Consider the following 17,356-nt stretch of genomic DNA (forward strand, 5'->3'; position numbering starts at 1 on the left):
CATGTAAGGTTTATCGTTTTATACACAATATATTTCATTATTGTTGAGATATACTAGCATCGCTTTCAATTCGCTTTTCTTTTTGGCTCAGTTTTTTATCTTTAGATTTTTTTAATGTTAAAGTCATACCAATAAAAATAAAAAGAATTCCTGTTATTTGCATTAAAGTTGGACGGAATCCAGTAAGTACAGTATCTAATAATATTGCCACTGCCGGATCCAAAAAAACTAATATTGAGATTGTTTTTGTAGATAAATAGCGTAAACTATCAAAAAACAGATAATATACTATCCCTGTGTGAATAAAACCAGTAGCTATAATATATGTCCAATTACTTTGAGTGAGGCCACTAAAAGCATCTAAATCTATAAATGGTATTAAAAGAAATATCCCCAAGAATGTTTGTAAAAATGTCATTGCATACGCACTCATTTTGTTAATCCCTTTACCAAATAAAGTTGTAAATGCATAAAAGAGAGCTGCAAGAAATCCCCATATCATACCTGAAGACATTAATGAACCGACAGAGAAACTTCCATCGATACCAGCAATTAATAAAGCTCCTGCAAAACACACAACTATTGAAATGATAGATATGAATGTTAATTTTTCTTTAAAGACGATACTTCCAATTAACAGTACAATTACTGGTGCAAGATGATAAACCGAGATAGCAATTGTAACTGACATATTTTCAAAGGCTTTAAATAAGAAAACCCAATTAAATACTAAGAAAAAGCCACATATTAAAACTTGAATAACTTCTTTTCGTTCCCATTTATCTTGTTTATATTGCCCTGTAAGCAACCAGCATACACTTAAAAATATTGTCGCAAAAATACACCTTACAAACACTAATTCAAACGAAGGTAAGTTTGTTTGAACTGAAAAAAATCCAACTGATCCAAAGATAACCATTGATGCTATCATCTTTAAAGCCGGTACCGTTTTCTCTTGCTTAAAACTTTTTTGAAGCAAATTAATCCCCCTCCAATAAAAACTCGGTTTATAGTGAGAAAAACACCAGCCTAAAAAAGGACAGGTGCTTTTCCTCAAAAACACTCAATTATAAATTTTTCCCAGCAGTCCAACCACCATCAATTACAAAATTAGAACCAGTAATAAAGCGGGCCTGATCAGAAATCAAGTACTCAATACATGAAACAATATCCTGCGGCAACCCCCAAGTATCTAAAGATTGATTACTTTTTATCATAGACATCAAGGCTTTATTACTAAAGTATTCTTCTGTAAGTTCAGTTCTAATAACACCAGGAGAAATGCTATTCACCCTTATATTTTGCTTTCCAAATTCCATAGCCATCTGTTTAGTCAATCCGATTAAAGCATGCTTTGATGCAACATAAGCAGCTCGCTCTGGTTCAGCCATTAATCCAGAAACCGATGCTATATTCACAATACAACCTTTTATTTTCGATTCACACCATCGCTTAGCTACTTCCCTAGAAAGGATAAATGGGGCTACTAAATTTACATCAATTACTTTTTTAAACATATCATCGGATAAATGTAAAACAGGTGTTATCTCTCGAATACCAGCTGCATTTATTAATATATCAGGAGAAAGCTTTTCTAAATCTAATTGAGTAAAAAGATTATGAATCGCTTCGCTATTACTTAAATCAATTTGCACTACTTTCAAAGGCATATCTGTTTTCATATAATCTATTAAATTATTATTATTAATATCAAGCGCTATTACATGAAATGATTTTTCTAAAAAGTATTTTATACAAGCATGACCTATACCGCTATTGGCTCCAGAAATCATAATTATTTTATTCTCTCTCATTTTGTCTCCTTATAAGAAAATGTTACTAATAAAATATCACGAAAAGCCTCCGTACTACATTCTGTTCCAAGTGGCGTTACGGCATGGAAGACCTTTTGTCCAAATACTAAAGTTTCTAAAGGCTCCTTCAAACTTATAAACTGATTAATTTCCCGAGGAGAATTAGCTATTAAATTATCTCCACCAATAGCTGTATTACTTAAATTCATAAGGTGTAAAAACACTACTGGTTCATCATCTTTATGTAACCAAATAGGTGAACTAAAAGATGGTCTTTCTTTAGTAGCTTTATATCTTACTTGATGTAAACCTATAATTAAGTCTTTACTTGTATCTATTATATTTGTTTTAAATGCAAATTCAGTATCGAAGCGCACGATATTTTGAATTAAAGGATTACATAAAAAGCTATCATTTATGCTATTGAACTGTCTAACTTTCCCGCCATCGTCATAGTTATATTCTTTAGATTGGAAGTAATCATTACTATTATCTAAAATATAATCTGGTGAATCAACATACTTTATATACCTTGAATAAGATCTAGCACGGCATTCACCGTATGCATCATCTTCCAAATTATAATAATCTAACTGTGCTTGTGTTAATAAACGATGATTCTCTTCCTCTTGTAAAAAGATTTCATTTGAGATTTCAAGGAATCCTTTAGATTCAAATTCATGTACCTTTTCTTCTATGCTAAAGCCACTCATTTTACTAAGAACAAACGTCATTATAAAAACCTCCACACTATTGTATTTTTCTATCTCACCCTATGTTAGAAATGCAATAAGTAACCGAGATTCTTGCTTAATAAAATTAAAAATTATGATATTCAATTAATACACCAAATGAAATATACGTAATTCATTAAAATTATTTATTAAGCAATATTATATATCCTTTTGGTTATTTTTTCTAATTATCTGAAGATTTATCAACATTAGTCTTAATATTCAAAAATAAAGAAATAGATTTTTCAGAAAGATAAAACTGCGCGTATTGCAATTATTTATGTATATAACTTTTTAAAAATTATATTTTAAATATAGCTAGTTTTTTATAAATTTTTTGATATAATTACATACGGGAAAAGGGAAGAACTTTGTCTTCCCTTGTGTTTTTATTTGCATCTAGTACTTTTGCTAGATGCTTTTTTTTATGCTAAAAAGGGTATCCTCAAATACTTTGAGGATACCTTTTCCATCAATTAGTGCAGTTCAATAATTGTACCATCTTCGAATACTTTGAATACTCCAGTAAATCCTGGTCCAGCTGCGCCTTCTATTTTATATGTCGTACGCACTCTAATTTGATAATATTTCTTTCCATTCTCCACTTGCGTATTCTCTAGCGTGTAATCATAGTCTTCTTTATATTCATTTTTAATATATTCTTTAGCTTTCTCAAAAGTAAATGCATTTTGTTTTTTTTCTGTCTCAGTTTTTTGATTTTTTTCTGCCTCTACCTTCTGATTCTTTTCTGTCTCAGTTTTTTGATTTTTTTCTGCCTCTACCTTCTGATTCTTTTCAGTCGCTAGCTTTTGATTTTTTTCTGTCTCTGCTTTTTGATTCTTTTCTGTTGCTACCTTTTGAGTCGTTACTGCAGTGGTTTTTTGTGCCTTCGTTGGTGATTCACTTTTTGCATTTTTTTCTTCTTCATTAATTTTAGTAACTAATCCTACCGCTTTTTTATTATATTCTTCAAGTTTCTTGTTATCTTTTGTTTCTGCAACTAGCTTATTTAATATCTCTCTTGCTTCTGCATAATTTTTCTTACTTATTAACTCTTCACTTTTCGTCAGTTGCTCGCTATACTTCTTTTTTTGTTCTAAGATGGCTAGTAATGCTGTCCGTTCTTCCTTCGCTTGTTTTATAAGCGTAGTATTTCCATTCTTCATGTTCTCTACTTTTTCAAATGACTTGATTGATTCTTCTATCTTTGTTTCTTCTTTTAACTTCACAGCTTCAATCATTGCTTTCGTTTGTTCTACAAGAACTTTTGCATCTGAATCATCTTTTTTCTCATCTAGCGCTTGTTCAAATGATGATAAGGCATTTTTATATTCTTTATTCGTTAACGCGGTCTTTCCTTCATCCATTGCTTTTTCAAAATTACCATTACTACATCCAGCTAACATTAAAAACGTAAGTCCAATTACCATTAATAACTTTTTCATTTTCTCTCCTCCTATATATCCCTAAAATAATAACAGCATATGTATAAAAGTCTGTGTAGTAATTAGACTGAAAGTAAATATGTACTACGTTGTGTGTGGGAAAGGAATTACATTTCATTTACTATCATTACTTAAAACTCCTAAATAGTTGGTTTTCTTCTTCTTTTAAGACAGAAAGGAGTTTTAATAATGTGCGTAAATCTCTCACCAGGCTCTTTACTACACACACTCTTATACACATAGAAAAACTATTTTTAGGTTGCTATTTTTTTAACTTTACATATTCTCGGTTGATTGATACGAACCTCATTTCGTAACATAACGAAAGACAAAAGAAAACAAACCGTAACATAAGTTACCGTTTGTAACATTAATGTAATATAAATGTTACATAAGAATTTTGAACATACAATAGTTTTTTTACATTATTTTCCCCTATCTACATTTTAAGGTGCTACTACAGTGCTAAAACGATTTTCATCTCCCACCTGTTATTGGACTATCATCCTTTGAGTACTTTAGGAAATAGACTTCTTTCCTAAAGTACTCAAATTAATTACAAAGATAACTCTTTTTTCATCCAAACATTACGAAGACCTTTAATCTTTTACTTTCACATTAAATATATATAGCTAACTTTTTTGATATAGTCACATTAAGAAAATAGGGCAAACTTTGTATTCCTTTTTGTTTTTATTTGTATCGAGTTCTTTTGCTAAATACTTTTTTATTTGACATAAAAAAGGTATCCTCAATTACTTTGAGGATACCTTTTCACCTTTATTATCTCTGCTGCTTTCTACCTAATATGAGTAATCCAAAACTCATCATTACAAGAAGTGCTCCCATATATGGTTCCACAGGCATTTTCTGCCCTGTCTTCGGTAATTCTTTTTCAAGTTTCTCTGGATTCGGTGTTCCAGGCTTTTCTGGATCTGGTGTTCCAGGTTTTTCTGGATCTGGTGTCCCAGATTTTTCTGGATTCGGTGTTCCAGGCTTTTCTGGATTTGGTATTCCAGGCTTTTCTGGATTCGGTGTTCCAGGTTTCTCCGGATCTGGTGTTCCAGGTTTTTCTGGATCTGGTGTTCCAGGTTTTTCTGGATCTGGTGTTCCAGGTTTTTCTGGATCTGGTGTTTCTGGGCCTGGTGGCGCTAAATGATTCAATTTGTTTAATACTTCTAATTGAACTGCATTTATCATTCCATTTGTAATTTCAAATGGAATTGGATTAGTTAATTTTTCATATCCTTTTGGTGCTTCTACTTCTACTAGTGTGTAGTTACCTACAGATAGATCTGTGATTTTTGCCTTTCCATCTTTATCTGTTGTTACTTTCACTACTACTTTTCCCTTTTCATCATGAACCTCAAACACAGCTCCTGATAAGACTTCCTTGCTTTCAGCGGCCATTTTTGTAATCTCCACTGAACCTTTGTCTAACTGTTCATTCTCTACTTGCAATGATAAGACTTTCGTCATACCTTTTGTAATTTCGAATGAAACTGGCTTTTCTAGTGGTTTGTAGCCTGCTGGTGTTTCTACTTCTACTAACTCATACTTTCCAATAGATAAATCTGAAACGTCTGCTTTTCCTTCTTTATCCGTTGTTACTTTCGCAACTACTTTGCCTTTTGAGTCACGTACTTCAAATACAACATTTTCTAATGGTGCTTTACTGTCTTTATCTATTTTTGTGATTTCTACATTCCCCGTATCTACCATTTCATTTTCTACAGTGAACGCTAAAGATTTTGTCATACCTTTTGTAATTTCAAATGGTACAGGCTTTTCTAATTTTTTGTAGCCTGGTAAACTCTCTACTTCTACTAACTTGTACTTTCCTACAAGTAAATCTGCAACTGTTGCTTTTCCACCTTTATCTGTCGTTACTTTCGTTACTACCTTGCCTTTGTCGTCTTGAACTTCAAAGACTACACCTGCTAACGGTGCCTTATTATCTTTATCTATTTTTGTAATTTCTACATTTCCCGTATCTACCATTTCATTTTCTATGTTTAATGATAGAACTTCTGTCATACCCTTTTTAATTTCAAACAGTACTGGTTCTGTTAATTGTTTGTAGCCTGGTAAGCTCTCTTTCTCTACTAATTTGTACTTTCCTACAGATAAGTCTGAGATTTTTGCTTTACCATTTTTATCTGTTTTTACTTCCGTTACTACTTTTCCTTGTTCGTCTTGCACTTCGAAGACTACGCCTTCTAATACTTTTTGACTCTCTTTATCTACTTTTGTAATCTCTACTGAGCCTTTGTCTAACTGTTCATTCTCTACTTTTAATGATAAGACTTCTGTCATGCCTTTTTTGATTTCGAATGATACTGGTTCTGTTAATTGTTTGTAGCCTGGTAAGCTTTCTTTCTCTACTAATTTGTACTTTCCTACAGATAAGTCTGAGATTTTTGCTTTACCATTTTTATCTGTCTTTACTTCCGTTACTACTTTTCCTTGTTCGTCTTGTACTTCGAAGACTACGTCTTCTAATACTTTTTGACTATCTTTATCTACTTTTGTAATTTCTACTGAACCTTTGTCTAACTGCTCATTCTCTACTTTTAATGATAAGACTTCTGTCATACCTTTTTTGATTTCGAATGATACTGGTTCTGTTAATTGTTTGTAGCCTGGTAAGCTTTCTTTCTCTACTAATTTGTACTTTCCTACAGATAAGTCTGAGATTTTTGCTTTACCATTTTTATCTGTCTTTACTTCCGTTACTACTTTTCCTTGTTCGTCTTGTACTTCGAAGACTACGCCTTCTAATGCTTTTTGACTATCTTTATCTACTTTTGTAATCTCTACTGAGCCTTTGTCTAACTGTTCATTCTCTACTTTTAATGATAAGACTTCTGTCATACCTTTTTTGATTTCGAATGATACTGGCTCTGTTAGTTTTTTGTAACCTGGTAAGCTTTCTTTCTCTACTAATTTGTACTTTCCTACAGATAAGTCTGAGATTTTTGCTTTACCATTTTTATCTGTCTTTACTTCCGTTACTACTTTTCCTTGTTCGTCTTGTACTTCGAAGACTACGCCTTCTAATGCTTTTTGATTATCTTTATCTACTTTTGTGATTTCTACATTTCCCTTGTCTAACATTTCGTTTTCTACTGTTAAAGCAAGAGATTTTGTCATGCCTTTTTCAATTTGGAAAGTAATCGGATCTACTAATTGTTTATATCCTTTTGGTGCTTTTACTTCTACTAACTTGTATGTGCCGACTGATAAATTAGTAACTTGTACTTGTCCTTTTTTATCTGTCGTTATTTTAGCGACTACTTGTCCTGCTTCATCTTGAATTTCAAAGACTACATCAGCTAAAGCATCTTTATTTTCTTTATCTACTTTTGTAATTTCTACATTTCCTGTATCCACTAATTCATTTTCTACTGTTAGCTTTAGCGCTGTTACTCTACCCTTTTCAATTTCGAATGAAATTGGCTTTTCTAGTGGTTTGTATCCTGCCGGTGTTTCTACTTCCACCAACTCATACTTCCCGATAGATAAATCTGAAACGTTTGCTTTTCCTTCTTTATCCGTCGTTACTTTTGCAACTACTTTTCCTTTTAAATCACGTACTTCAAATACAACATTTTCTAATGGTGCTTTACTATCTTTATCTATTTTTGTTATCTCGACATTCCCTGTATCCACCATTTCATTTTCTACTTTTAATGATAGGACTTCGGTCATGCCTTTTTTGATTTCAAATGATATTGGTTTTTCTAATTTTTTATAACCAGGTAAACTTTCTACCTCTACTAATTCATACTTTCCTACAAGTAAATCTGAAACATTTGCTTTTCCATCTTTATCTGTCGTTACTTTTGTAACTTCATTACCCTTTTCATCTTGGACGATGAATGTTACTCCCGCTAACGGTGCTTTATTATCTTTATCTATCTTTGTTATCTCTATATTTCCCGTATCTACCATTTCATTTTCTATTTTTAATGATAGAACTTCGGTCATGCCTTTTTTGATTTCAAACGATACTGGCTCTGTTAATTTTTTATAGCCTGGTAAACTTTCTTTCTCTACTAATTTATACTTTCCTACTAATAGATCTGAGATTTTTGCTTTACCATCTTTATCTGTTTTTACTTCCTTTACTACTGTTCCAGCTTCATCTTGCACTTCAAAGACTACGCCTTTTAATGCTTTTTTGCTGTCTTTATCTATTTTTGTAATTTCTACTGAACCTTTATCTAACTGTTCATTTTCTACTTTCAATGATAGGACTGTTGTCATACCTTTTGTAATTTCGAATGATACTGGATCTGTTAGCTTTTTGTAGCCTGGTAAACTTTTCGTCTCTACTAATTTGTACTTTCCTACTGATAGATCTGAGATTTTTGCTTTACCATCTTTATCTGTTTTTACTTCTGTTACTACTTTTCCTTGCTCATCTTGCACTTCGAAGACTACGCCTTCTAATACTTTTTGGCTATCTTTATCTATTTTTGTAATTTCTACTGAGCCTTTGTCTAACTGCTCATTTTCTACTTTTATCGATACAGCTTTTGTCATACCTTTTGTAATTTCAAATGGTACTGGTTCTGTTAGCTTTTTATAACCTGGTAAGCTTTTCGTCTCTACTAATTTGTACTTTCCTACTGATAGATCTGAAACGTTTGCTTTTCCATCTTTATCTGTTACTACTTTTCTTACTACTCCATCTTTCTCATCTTGGACTTCAAATTCGACACCCGCTAATACTGCCCCGTTTTCTTTGTCCACTTTTGTGATTTCTATATTACCTTTGTCAACCATTGCATTTTCCACTTGTATTGGGAATATGCCGTCCCCTGTTACATTTACTTCGAACTCTGTTTCTTTTAATTGGTATCCTTCAGGTGCTTTCGTTTCTTTTAAAATATATTTTCCTAGTGCTAACGGTTTAGAGGTTGCCTTACCATCTTTATCTGTAACAATATGTTCGACTACTACACCGTCTTTTACTATATCAAACTCTGCATTTGCTAATGGTTTCTCACCATTTTCCGAATCAATTTTCTTTACTTCAATTTGACCCTTTTGCACAGTATTTTTAATTTCAATTGTTTTTGTTTCTCCAGCTTGAAGTGTAACCTCTACTGGGCTTGTTAATTTTTGATATCCTTCTGGTGCTACTGTTTCATAAACTTTATACGTCCCCGGAGCTAAAGTTTGAGGTACTGAAAAACCTTTTTCGTCCGTTGTCAGTTTTGCAACAACTTCATTTGCACTATTTCGAACTTCAAATTCGGCACCTTTTAACCCTTTGCTCGGATTCTCAGAATCTATTTTATGAAGCGATACTGTACCATCTTTTGGAGCTTCAGGCGGCGTAATAGTTACTTCTTTTGATGTTAATGTTTTATCATCAAAATGTAATTCTGCTTTATTAGGAATCTTCTTATCTACGTAAGAAGATAAGTCTGCATTATTTTTAATTTTCGCCTTGATACTAAGATTAATTATCTGGTCTTCATACGACTTATAATCAAAATTCTCACCAAACGTAAATGTTACTTCACTTCTTTGTTTATCTATATTTAACGTTCCTTTAGAAGTAATATCTTGGCCATTTTGATCATACACTTTTGCCTCTAATACTTCTAAAACATCTTCTAAATCATCACTAATTACCATTGATGTGTATTTAGGAGGATCGTTTGGTATATGTGTACCAACTTGATATTGAATAACTTGATTCATTTGTGTTAGCTGCTCATTCTCTACAAGCTTGCCATTCTCATCAACTATATTTTTTTCAATGCTAGGTGGATTATCGTCACCTGAACCGGATCCTCCCCCACCACTCACAAATACTTGTCCTACTTTTTCTTCAGTTTTAATATTTTTACCTTCTAATTTCACAGTATTTTTATGAGGTTTTGCAGCAGGATTTGTAACCTTTGTTTTATATCTTAAAATATAGCCTTTTGAACTGTCTGGAAATTCAATTGTAAATCCAGTCTTTGTTGCATTTATTTTAATGTTAGATAAATTTGCTGGCTTAATATTTGTTGGTGCATAACCATCTTCAAATACAGCCTCTTCTAATAATACGCTGTCTGTAATTAACTCATGCCCAGGTCCTAATGTATCTGTTAATTTAAGATCTTGCATTTCTGTTCCAGTTGCATTTACATATACAAGCCAATCAGCAATAGACGGATCTTCTTGATTATAAGAACCCCATTTCAATAGATTTTCCGTATTGGGTTGTGGCTTCGGTCTCTCTGTCGTATTACTTACATTTACTTCTTTATTTACGATTTGACCATCAACGTTAAATTCTAATGGAATTTCTTTAACACCATCATATGCTTCTAGACCAAAGTAGAATTCTACGAATAAAGAACCTTTAATGTTGTTCTTTCCTTCTACGTAATCACCCATAGTACACGTTAATAGACCCTTTTTCATCTCACATGTACCAACTGTTTTTCCTTCAGCATCTTTTAAAGGAAAACTCATATTCATAAGGTCTTTTCGAAACTCTTTTGGCATATCAATTGTGAATTGATCTCCACTTTTTATTTTTTCTTTAGCTGACCACTTCACTTCTACTTTCATACCATCTGAGGCTTGATATGGTTCAGATGTCGTGCCATCAGTACGGGAAATATTAATTTCGTCCACTGGACTTTTCATCACAGCAGCTTGAATAACTGGAGCCCACACATTCAGCACTGAAAATAATACTAGAAAAACTAATGAAACCATTGAAACATGTCTTTTAGTACTTTTCATTTGCATAGTTCCCTCCTAAATTTTTATATTTATATAACAAAAAAAGATCGTCCGGTTGCATCAAAAATGTGCAACCAGACGATCTTAGTAACCAATATGTATTACCGTAGACTCTAAGCTTTGCGGCCTATCCTTTCGAATAGTGTGCTAAAAATATCTTTTATTCTTTTTTTGTTTCATTTTCCTCTTAAACCAAATATTACTATACCGTCTAGACGGTTATAATTCAATACTCTATAAAATTGTTCTATTTTTCTAATAAAAAAAATAATTCACCACTACATTAAAGAAGCAATGGTGAATTATTTTAAAATTATATAGTTCGCATATTCTATTTATATGAATTACTAATAAGAGCTTGAATTACTTTTTCTCTTAACTCGGGGCTTAGTCTTCCAACCCCTAAATATTCCGAATACCATAATCCATCTGCTGCTAATCTAATAATTGTTGCACAAACTGAATCTATCTCATCATTCTCTATATTCTTTTGCAGTTGCTGAAATGATTGTTGTAATGGCTCAAGTAATTCAGGTTTTAACATGAGTGCTGCCATCATACTGCTAGACAACTCTTCTGTTCTTCTCTCATTACTTAATCTTTCCTCTACAAAAGAGCGAACCCATCTCCCTTTCCTCTCTGAGTCTTCCGCTACTTTATTGTAAATGGCCCCTTCATAATCCTCTACCCCTCGGACTATCATACCTTCTATTAAAGCTTCTTTATTTGAAAAGTGATACAATAATCCACCTTTGCTTAAACCCGCCTCTTTTGCCACTGCTTCCAAGGTTAATTTAGCAACCCCTTTACATTGTACAATTTGAGAAGCGGCCGTCAAAATCTTTTGCCGCGTTATGCTTATACTCATTCCTTTTTAAAACCCCATTTCTACTAAATTTATATAAATACGAATCTTATTTTTAATATTGTTGATTACTACTAAGTATTTTCTTTATACAACAAAAGCTTCATTACCTTTGAATTTTTAGTTACTTATTCTATTAAAAATTTCCATATCATTCAATATGATAACATTAAATACACAAAGCTGACTATACATCTATCCTTTTGTATTTATTGAAAATATATCCATTAATAAAATTTACCGATTTATTCCTTCTTATTACTTTAAGACAGCATTAATTCTTTCAGTACTAAATAAAAAATGTTATTACTCCCATTAAATTGAGTAATAACATTCTACTTAACAAATTCGCTGCCAACTAGCATCCTTCACATCTTCACTAGTCGGTTTTCTAACTGATCCAATAAAGTGAAACTTTATATCCGCAACATGGACAGGTGTATTTCATTTTGTCACTCCATTATTAACTTGTTTTCCCATATATTCCGACTCACAAAGAATGTAACAGCACAAATCATAGTTATCCCCATGAAAAATGTATTAGAATCTTCATATGTAGTTGGAATGCCTACCGTTACGAAAACAATACTAAAAGCTAAAAATAGATATAATAATAAAGATATAATATAGCTTAGTTTAAATCGTAAAATGATACCTCTAAACAATAGCTCACCAAGTAGACAGCCACCTAAAATAATAGGTACTCCGAAATACAATGTAAGGACTCCCATTTGCGCAGTAGATTGAATTATCTTTCCAATTATGTTCGGCGAAACCAGCTCACTATCGTTTCCCATCCTATCATATAAATCAAGTGCTGTTGCTGAAATAAAGAAACTTAATATAGAAAATGAATACGGTATTAAAAATTTGCTCACTCTCATTCACCTCGCTTTTTTCTTTACATATATTATTCATTATTTCCTATCATTTTTACATAAAAAAATAACCCTCTATGATAAAACATAGAGGGAAGCATTTCTATATAAAAATCTATACCTTATCCTGAAGTGAATCCCGAAAATAGGACAAATATCAAAACACCTAAACCATTTGCTATCTGCTCCCTACATTCTTTAGGGTAGATAGTTTATATGTTTTATTAGAAAGTAGTGCCTTCTTTTTTATAATATTCTTTTGAAATCTCTTCATAAAATGCGGCTGATGTCGCGTAGAAATAAGGTGCTAACCATAAGAAACCGATTCCTACAGTAAGAATACTTAAAATGAACCAACCTAAGAAACTTAAGCATAGTAAAAAGTAATCCATTTTATGTCCATTCATCATATGACGACTCTCAGTAATCGCTTGATTCGCTGTATATTCTGGATGATCATTCAAAATAAAATATGTCATAGAATAAGAAAATGATTTAATAATACCTGGAATAATAAGAAGTAATGTCCATAGAGTCAAGTATACATACATTAGTAAATATGTTAAAAACGACTTTATCAACTTACTTCCATCGCTAAACCATCTAAATATATGACCAATGCGAGCATCAGTCCCACGAATTGCATTTAAAACAAGATAATAGGCACCTATTGTTAATGGACCAATAACAAGCATTACTATAATACTTACTGTAAGTGAATCACTTGCTTCTTCCCAACCCCAAAATATCGAGAAAATACCTGTTGTTAGCATTTCAACAGCTCCAATAAGGATTCCAATTAATAAGGTTGCCCCTACCGCTAATCCCCATCTTCCTTTTAATGCATCAAGTGCTTCTCTTTTCAACTGACTTATCATATATAACCTCCTAATACTATTTATATTTTAGTATACCATTTATATCAAAAACCCCATAGATTTCCCTTAAATAGAAGCTAATTACCTTTTTTCATATACTGTAGTTGTACTAATATATGGATTAAACCAATCTTTTCCCTATAACAAAAAAGCCTGCCTTTCATAATAGGCAAGCTTTCTCTGGTTAATTCTCACTTAACTTCTTCTTATACCAATCCTGCATTCTCTCCGCATCTTCTACTCTCGTATGCTCTATTTTGTAACTAGATGATGCACTCGAAAACTTATACGTACATAAATCCGCACGGCGCTGAAAATATGATTGTGTCTTCTCCATTGATTGGACGTGTCTTCTTCTAATAAGTCCTGTATATTTTCCGACGCTACGATAGACAAGTGTAATTTGTTCTCCGTTAACACTGTAGCCATTTGTTTTAAATGTTGCGTAGCCAAGTGTAAAGATAAGGATTGCGAGCGGTAGTAATGCCCACATGATGTAATACTTTTCAAAGTATACGCTTATTCCAGTAAGCGGGATTGCGAGCATAGCGAAAAAGATGAAACTATCAATGAGATAGCGGCGCAATGCTGCTTTTGGTAACGAAGTAATATTTGCATTCAGTTCGTATGGTAATTGTAAATGCGCGAGTAACTGTTGCACTCGATTTTTTCGAATGATAGGATGCAGTGTAACTTTTTCTTCTTTCCCTTCACTTTGAATGACTTCTACTTGCACAGCACAATAACCGAACGGTTGGCGTAAAATGCCTTCTTTTATCGTAATCCCTTGAATGCGGTGCAATTTTAGTACGAGTTCTTTTCTCTCCAGTAACCCTTGCGAAATACGGACTTCATCATTTTTTCGATTTACTGTGAAGTTACCGTGTTTTAACGCGTAGCCAATTGTAGATATCATCCAAGAAACAACAAGTAGAATAGCTACCATGTAAATCCAGCCATATATATCGTGGTCCATTACATATGACGTCACACTATTTTTTATCCATTTCGGAATATACTCATCTACTTGGTGATAAACGAAAAAGATTAAAGAGAACAATACTCCAAATTGACCAGATGTAACAGACGCTATTAAAATCTCTTTCCACGTTAACTTGTACTCTGTCGTTTGTTTTTCCTCTGTAACAATTGCTTTTTCTACTGTATTTTCTGCTGCTTCGTCTAACGTTTTTTCTGCTTTCACTTCTGGAGTTGGCTCATTTAGCAAAGTAATAAGCTCCGTCGCCTCTTCTACCGTAATTCCAGCTAAGCTAACTTCTGCTTCATCGCCCCCGCCAGCTGTTTCAATCTGAATTTTTTTCAAACCGAGCATTTGGTATAGTACGTTAGAACTTGTATTAATCGTTTGAACACGTTCTTTATTTAAGTAGCTCTCCTTCTTTACGAAGAGACCTTGCTTCACATGTAATACGTTATTTTCGACCCAGTATACTTTGTAATACCAGCCTACGATAGCTGAAATAATTGTGATCAACGCAAAACCAATAGGAACTAAATACCAAAATGGAAACTTTCCCCTTAAGCTAAAAAGAAAAATAATGAGTGGTATAAAGTCTGTTATTTTTAACTCTAATAACATCGTGATTGGATGCTGCCTCTTATACATCCTCATCACTCACTTTCGCTAATTCTGCGATTTTCGTTTTCAACATTTCAGCTTCATACATCGTTAAACCTGGGATGCTATGAGAAGTTGCTGCTGTTGAAATGTGTAATTCTGCTAATCCGTATTTTCTCATAATTGGCCCTTGTTCAATCGTAACGTGCTGCACACGAATCATCGGTACTAATACGCGCTTTACGACGAAAAGACCATGCTGAATTTCAAGTTCTTCTTCATTTAGTTGGTAGCTGTAATAACGTTGACGTAGTTTCGGAAACGTAAAGTAATCAAACGGTGTATATACAATTGTTAATCCGATGAGCACATAGAAAATCCAAGCCCACCAATTAAACTTAATCATAAAGAAAAGATATGCCAAAATGACTATAATACTGATTCCTAGCTCAATTAAAGAACGCGCTTTCCACACCTTGACCATGTCAGGGTGAATTTCATTTTTCAATGGATCCATGTAACCACTCCAAATCTAGTAATCTAATATATAAATACTCTCAATCTATATTTTACGTAACTTTACAGAAAATTGAAATTCAATCTTCTTTCTTCTCAGGAATAAAATATCCGAACCAAAGTAGCCAAATGAAACCGATTAACTTCATCCAATTTCCATCCGCTTGAAAAGCTTCAATCATACCTGGTATTTTATAAACCCCAATAAATCCAAGAAAACCGAGCCACCAGTTTTTTTGCATTTTCATCTTTACTCCTCCTTCATGACGTTTTTCACATTTCGAATCCAAATTTCTTTATACTTTAACTGGAATCCCATGAGCATATAGTTGCTCATATTATCAATCACGAGTGCTAGCGTATGAGCATTTTCTTCCGTTTCATGTTGTGACACAACGTCAAGTCTTGCGCCTTTCTTCAATAAATCGTGGAAACCATTTAAGAAATCTTCTTGTATTTCAAATAAGCGTTTCTGATACTTTTCATTTCGCGATGCAGTTACGATAAATTCATTGATAACGCGTAATATCCCTTCTTGCCCTTCATATTCAGAGAGCATATGTAAACCATCAGCAATTAACTTTTCTGCAAAGTTTTCTTTCGTATATTGCTCTTTATCGAAATAACTCACGAAATGATATCCAGAGAAAATTTCTTCAAATAAAAAATCGATTAACGCTTCTTTAGAAGAAAAATGATAATAAATAGCCGGTTTTGAAATACCTACCTCTTTCGCAATCATGGAAAGACTCATCTTCTCAATGCCGTGTTCTGCCATAAGTTTAAATGATGCCTCTACAATGTTTTGCGATGTTTGTAAATTCTTCGTCATACTGTACCTCACTTGTTTTTACTTACCGGTCGGTAAGTAAATTATAAAATAAAACGAAATGATTTTCAATTTAGTTAGCACTACAGAAGGTATTTATTGGAAAATATAGAAAGTTATAAAGTAAAAGCAACATATAAGAATAAGGAGGATATCATATGGGACTTGGTGGTAATGGCGGTAGTGGTGGTAATGGCGGCGGTGAAGCGGGACAAGCTGGTAAGAGCGGATTTTCATTAATCATTGTACTTTTTATCGTATTGATTATAGCTGGAATTAGCTATATCGGACTTAGCTTCTAAGAAAAGGCGTCCTACATTACATATGTAGGACGCCTTGTTTTTAATCTCTATTCAGCAATCGCATACGATAACAATTCATCGTCACTTCTCCAAGCCTTTGCAGTAATTGATAGTTCGCATATGCGCCGACTGGGGCACCGATTACTGGTACGAGCTGAAGCATTTTCGCTAAATCAATATAGTCTCGGTACTCTGTTTGGAACTTTTCCCAGTCCATATGATTTTCTTTTTCTGTATCCCACGTTTCGATTGCTTTCCATATTTCTTTTCTGTGATCGTCACTTGAAAAGGCAAGTTGGAAAACGTGAAGGATAAAAAGACGCTCTTCTTGTTTACTCGTATCAAATCCGTACAATGTCGCTGCATCGAATAAAAATTTAATTTTAATTGTAAGTAAAAGCGGAAAGTCAGCAAGACCGAGGAGAATACCACCAGCTCCAGTCCCTGCTCCTTCTGCCGCTGCTATTTTTTTGTACTCATCCATTTTTTTACGAACTTCATCGTCACGTCTTTGCAGTGACCATGTCGTCTCTTTTAGCTTCGGCTTTATAAAGTTTGACCCGGCGCTAATCGTTTGCACCATCATACGAATTGTCTCTGTTAGTACCTTTTGTACTTTCGCCGGAATGAGCTGTTGCACCTTCGTCTGCACTTTTTTGGAGAACCGTGTCATCATAGAAGAATCTTTCATGAATGTAGCTTTCCACTGCTCCAATTCTTTTATAACCTTCTCTTCGTATGTAATCATAGGTTCATT

14 protein-coding genes and 1 riboswitch are annotated in these 17,356 nt (G+C 33.3%); of the genes, 1 reads left to right on the forward strand and 13 read right to left on the reverse strand.

Features of this window, described 5'->3' with window-relative positions; genetic code table 11:
* Positions 1–37: 37 nt before the first annotated feature.
* From GBN78_RS12665 to GBN78_RS12715, 12 genes are all read right to left on the reverse strand, one after another.
* Entirely contained in the window at positions 38–979 is a 942-nt protein-coding gene (locus GBN78_RS12665; protein ID WP_000939627.1) for a DMT family transporter, read from the reverse strand.
* Positions 980–1,067: 88 nt separating this feature from the next.
* On the reverse strand, positions 1,068–1,814 hold the full coding sequence (locus GBN78_RS12670; RefSeq protein WP_001208940.1) for an SDR family NAD(P)-dependent oxidoreductase: 747 nt from the start codon (positions 1,812–1,814) through the stop codon (positions 1,068–1,070).
* Complete coding sequence (locus tag GBN78_RS12675) at positions 1,811–2,548, reverse strand: 2OG-Fe dioxygenase family protein (RefSeq protein WP_000144819.1); 738 nt, start codon at positions 2,546–2,548, stop codon at positions 1,811–1,813. The genes GBN78_RS12670 and GBN78_RS12675 overlap by 4 nt, the downstream gene beginning before the upstream one ends.
* Positions 2,549–3,024: 476 nt before the next feature.
* On the reverse strand, positions 3,025–3,993 hold the full coding sequence (locus GBN78_RS12680) for a hypothetical protein (RefSeq protein ID WP_044584211.1): 969 nt from the start codon (positions 3,991–3,993) through the stop codon (positions 3,025–3,027).
* Positions 3,994–4,776: 783 nt separating this feature from the next.
* Positions 4,777–10,758 (reverse strand): SpaA isopeptide-forming pilin-related protein, encoded by a 5,982-nt coding sequence (locus GBN78_RS12685; RefSeq protein ID WP_070183666.1) that lies wholly within the window; start codon positions 10,756–10,758, stop codon positions 4,777–4,779.
* A 60-nt stretch (positions 10,759–10,818) separates the two neighbouring features.
* A riboswitch (cyclic di-GMP riboswitch) is annotated at positions 10,819–10,911 on the reverse strand.
* A 172-nt stretch (positions 10,912–11,083) separates the two neighbouring features.
* A complete protein-coding gene (locus GBN78_RS12690) occupies positions 11,084–11,620 on the reverse strand; it encodes a TetR/AcrR family transcriptional regulator (protein ID WP_009327226.1) in 537 nt (178 codons plus the stop codon).
* A gap of 449 nt (positions 11,621–12,069) precedes the next feature.
* Positions 12,070–12,495 (reverse strand): hypothetical protein, encoded by a 426-nt coding sequence (locus GBN78_RS12695; protein ID WP_002098741.1) that lies wholly within the window; start codon positions 12,493–12,495, stop codon positions 12,070–12,072.
* Positions 12,496–12,719: 224 nt separating this feature from the next.
* On the reverse strand, positions 12,720–13,373 hold the full coding sequence (locus tag GBN78_RS12700) for a DUF975 family protein (protein WP_000625397.1): 654 nt from the start codon (positions 13,371–13,373) through the stop codon (positions 12,720–12,722).
* Positions 13,374–13,557: 184 nt separating this feature from the next.
* Positions 13,558–15,000 carry a PH domain-containing protein gene (locus GBN78_RS12705; RefSeq protein WP_000278203.1) on the reverse strand — a complete coding sequence of 481 codons (1,443 nt, stop codon included), beginning with the start codon at positions 14,998–15,000 and terminating at the stop codon, positions 13,558–13,560.
* Positions 14,993–15,469, reverse strand: coding sequence for a PH domain-containing protein (locus tag GBN78_RS12710; protein ID WP_000371346.1), 477 nt, complete (start codon positions 15,467–15,469; stop codon positions 14,993–14,995). Before GBN78_RS12710 ends, GBN78_RS12705 begins: the two co-directional genes overlap by 8 nt.
* A 79-nt stretch (positions 15,470–15,548) precedes the next feature.
* Entirely contained in the window at positions 15,549–15,716 is a 168-nt protein-coding gene (locus GBN78_RS30190) for a hypothetical protein (RefSeq protein ID WP_000783813.1), read from the reverse strand.
* Positions 15,717–15,718: 2 nt separating this feature from the next.
* Positions 15,719–16,300, reverse strand: a complete 582-nt coding sequence (locus tag GBN78_RS12715) for a TetR/AcrR family transcriptional regulator (RefSeq protein WP_000164830.1) — start codon at positions 16,298–16,300, stop codon at positions 15,719–15,721.
* A 155-nt stretch (positions 16,301–16,455) separates the two neighbouring features.
* On the opposite strand from GBN78_RS12715, the gene GBN78_RS12720 reads away from it, so the two are divergent.
* Positions 16,456–16,599, forward strand: coding sequence for a YjcZ family sporulation protein (locus tag GBN78_RS12720; RefSeq protein ID WP_000522758.1), 144 nt, complete (start codon positions 16,456–16,458; stop codon positions 16,597–16,599).
* A 40-nt stretch (positions 16,600–16,639) separates the two neighbouring features.
* Here GBN78_RS12720 and ecsC read toward each other — a convergent pair whose 3' ends face one another.
* Positions 16,640–17,347, reverse strand: coding sequence for an ecs operon protein EcsC (ecsC, locus tag GBN78_RS12725; protein WP_000634142.1), 708 nt, complete (start codon positions 17,345–17,347; stop codon positions 16,640–16,642).
* Positions 17,348–17,356 lie beyond the last annotated feature (9 nt).

Source organism: Bacillus sp. B2-WWTP-C-10-Post-4 (assembly GCF_009183805.1).
GTDB classification, from domain to species: Bacteria; Bacillota; Bacilli; order Bacillales; family Bacillaceae_G; genus Bacillus_A; species Bacillus_A cereus.

Excerpts from the sequence above, each read along its gene's own strand:
- ecsC (WP_000634142.1), bottom strand. The coding sequence starts at position 17,347 with ATGATTACATACGAAGAGAAGGTTATAAAAGAATTGGAGCAGTGGAAA.
- GBN78_RS12720 (WP_000522758.1), top strand. The coding sequence starts at position 16,456 with ATGGGACTTGGTGGTAATGGCGGTAGTGGTGGTAATGGCGGCGGTGAA.
- GBN78_RS30190 (WP_000783813.1), bottom strand. The coding sequence starts at position 15,716 with ATGAAAATGCAAAAAAACTGGTGGCTCGGTTTTCTTGGATTTATTGGG.
- GBN78_RS12710 (WP_000371346.1), bottom strand. The coding sequence starts at position 15,469 with ATGGATCCATTGAAAAATGAAATTCACCCTGACATGGTCAAGGTGTGG.
- GBN78_RS12705 (WP_000278203.1), bottom strand. The coding sequence starts at position 15,000 with ATGTATAAGAGGCAGCATCCAATCACGATGTTATTAGAGTTAAAAATA.
- GBN78_RS12680 (WP_044584211.1), bottom strand. The coding sequence starts at position 3,993 with ATGAAAAAGTTATTAATGGTAATTGGACTTACGTTTTTAATGTTAGCT.
- GBN78_RS12700 (WP_000625397.1), bottom strand. The coding sequence starts at position 13,373 with ATGATAAGTCAGTTGAAAAGAGAAGCACTTGATGCATTAAAAGGAAGA.
- GBN78_RS12670 (WP_001208940.1), bottom strand. The coding sequence starts at position 1,814 with ATGAGAGAGAATAAAATAATTATGATTTCTGGAGCCAATAGCGGTATA.
- GBN78_RS12685 (WP_070183666.1), bottom strand. The coding sequence starts at position 10,758 with ATGCAAATGAAAAGTACTAAAAGACATGTTTCAATGGTTTCATTAGTT.
- GBN78_RS12675 (WP_000144819.1), bottom strand. The coding sequence starts at position 2,548 with ATGACGTTTGTTCTTAGTAAAATGAGTGGCTTTAGCATAGAAGAAAAG.
- GBN78_RS12690 (WP_009327226.1), bottom strand. The coding sequence starts at position 11,620 with ATGAGTATAAGCATAACGCGGCAAAAGATTTTGACGGCCGCTTCTCAA.
- GBN78_RS12715 (WP_000164830.1), bottom strand. The coding sequence starts at position 16,300 with ATGACGAAGAATTTACAAACATCGCAAAACATTGTAGAGGCATCATTT.